At 62.2% G+C, this 2533-nt stretch carries 2 protein-coding genes; one reads left to right on the top strand and one right to left on the bottom strand.

Translation table 11 applies throughout. The features are described 5' to 3' along the window. A partial coding sequence (locus Q4Q11_RS31465; protein WP_498571939.1) for a TIGR03862 family flavoprotein occupies positions 1–1191 on the top strand: 1191 nt, incomplete at its 5' end. A 21-nt stretch (positions 1192–1212) separates the two neighbouring features. On the opposite strand, the gene Q4Q11_RS31460 is transcribed toward Q4Q11_RS31465, so the two are convergent. Then, a complete protein-coding gene (locus Q4Q11_RS31460) occupies positions 1213–2166 on the bottom strand; it encodes an NAD-dependent epimerase/dehydratase family protein (protein WP_498571938.1) in 954 nt (317 codons plus the stop codon). Positions 2167–2533 lie beyond the last annotated feature (367 nt).

Raw genomic sequence — 2533 nt, 5'->3', positions numbered from 1 at the left:
ATCATAGGCGGCGGCCCTGCGGGACTAATGGCGGCGGAAACCCTATCCCTGTCCGGCCATCATATCGCGATCTATGACAGCATGCCGACGGTCGCACGCAAGTTTCTGCTGGCCGGAAAATCCGGCCTCAACATCACGCATTCGGAAGATTACCGCCTTTTTGCCGGCCGCTTCGGCGCTGCTTCGGCGCGATTGTGCGCAGCGCTTGACGACTTCACGCCCGATGATGTCAGGGCGTGGGCGGAAGGACTGGGCACGGAAACCTTCGTCGGCTCTTCCGGCCGCGTCTTCCCGAAAATCATGAAGGCATCGCCGCTCCTGCGCGCCTGGCTGGCGAGACTGGAAGCGCGAGGCATCGGCATCATGACGCGGCATCGCTGGTGCGGCTTCGAGGATGGCAGCCTCGTATTCGAGACGCCGCGGGGGCGCGAGCTCGTGCGCCACGACGCTGTTGTGCTCGCGCTCGGCGGTGCGAGCTATGCCCGGCTCGGATCGGACGCGGCATGGGTCAGCCTGCTTCGGGACAAGGGGATCGATATTGCTGCTTTCCAGCCGGCCAATTGCGGCTTCGACGTCACCTGGAGCGCTCCGTTCAGCGAACGCCTTGCCGGCGAGCCGCTGAAAGCCGTGACGGCGACATCGGAAGCGGGAACGTTTCCGGGTGAATTCGTCGTCTCGAAAACGGGGATCGAGGGCAGCCTCGTCTATGCGCATGCCGCCTCGCTGCGTGATCGATTGATGAGAAAAGGGGAAGCGTCGCTCATTGTCGATCTCGCCCCCGGACGCAGCGAGGAGCGCCTGGCGCGCGATCTGGCACGGCAGGATCCCAAAGCCAGTCTTTCCAGCCGCCTGCGCAAGGGCGCCGGCATCGAGGGAGTGAAGGCGGGCCTGTTGCGCGAGCTTGTCGATCCCGCCGCTCTCTCGCATCCGGAACGCCTAGCCCGCGCGATCAAGGCCCTGCCGATTCCATTACTGCGGCCGAGGCCGATTGCCGAGGCCATTTCGTCCGCCGGCGGCATCCGTTGGGACGAGCTCGACGAAGGATACATGCTGAAGAAGCTCCCCGGCATGTTCGTCGCCGGCGAGATGATCGATTGGGAAGCGCCGACCGGCGGCTATCTTCTGACCGCGTGTTTTGCGACCGGGCGCGCAGCGGCCAAGGGCATGGCTGCCTGGCTTGCGAACCAATGACTTGGCCTGAAAGCCTGAGCTTCAGCCGATCCGCCCCTTCTCCATCAGCCAGGCAACCGATTCCTGAACCGCCTCAAGCGATGTATAGCGGGGCTTGTAACCGAGCAGCCGCTCGGCCTTGGCGATCGAACAATTCGGGCTTCTGGCGATATGCTCCCAGGTCGCCTGCGCATCTTCCGGCATCTGGCCCTCGGCCCATTTTTCATAAGGCAGGAATTCCAGTTTCGGCTCGTATCCGAACCAGCGCGACATCGCCTCGGCATAGCCCCTGAGTGTCAGCGCCCCGCTTGAAACCGCATGGAATGCCTCTCCGCTCGAAGCCCGCCAATTGGCAATCGCACCCATGAACATCTGCGCGACGTCATCGGCATGAACATGGTGGACCGTCTCCAGGCCGAAATTCGGCAAGACAAGCGTTTCACCCCGCGCCAATGTCGAGAAGGCGGAAAGATTGAAATGTCCGGCTGGATTGAGAGGTGCCCAGCCGGGACCGACAATATGGCCCGGATGGATCAGTGTTACGGGAAATCCCCTGCGGCGCGCTTCTTCAAGCAGATGCGCCTCGATCGCCGCCTTCTGGATGCCGTAGTCGCCGAACGGCCGCTTCGGCGCCTCCTCCGGCGTTGGAACGACGGTGGAAAAACCATGCGTCCAGATCGTACCGGTGTGCAGGAAATGAGCGACGTGACCGGTGAGCGCCTCGGTCAGATGCTTTGCGCTATCGAGTGTGAAGCAGATCATGTCGATGACGATATCCGGCTTCAACGCGCGGATAGCCGGACCGAAGCTGCCATCGGTCTCCATCGCAGCACGATCCATCGTCCGTAGCCCGACGTCATTCCACGCCTTGTTCGGCGAATAGGGTTTGGCTTGCCCGCGGCTGATCGCCACGACCTCATGCCCTGCCTCGACCAGCCGCGGCACGAGATAGGTGCCGACATGGCCGGTCGCGCCGATGATGACTGTGCGCGTCATGATATCCTCCTGATAGTCGAAATCTAAATCGGCCGTCGCCGAAGCGTGCGACATGACCGCTCCGAGAGAATAGGAGAGCGAACTGCTTTGTCATCCTCCAAACGAAGGAGAGAGGATGAATTTCAATCGGGAGGCCGCGATCCGGCGATGCCGATACGGAGAGGGTGCGTCCGACGACAAAGGATGGGGGCAATCGTCGGACGCTGCACTGCCCGGCCCAAGGGTGGCATTCAGGCCGGTGATTAGAATATTAGCATCTACCGTAGGTTTAGATGAGCTACCCGATTGGATTGGAAGGATGGGTAGGAACGCCGCGGTGCTTTGATGCTGATCACGCGGCACCGCTCGGATTGCCGGATCCTCCGCC

The sequence above is a fragment of the Rhizobium sp. UFLA01-1127 genome, from assembly GCF_059803845.1.
Note: the sequence above shows the minus strand (reverse complement) of the source record. Positions and strands in the feature narration are given on the sequence as shown.

Bases quoted from the DNA above. Each gene is read 5' to 3' on its own strand.
- Q4Q11_RS31460 (WP_498571938.1), bottom strand. From the start codon at position 2,166: ATGACGCGCACAGTCATCATCGGCGCGACCGGCCATGTCGGCACCTAT.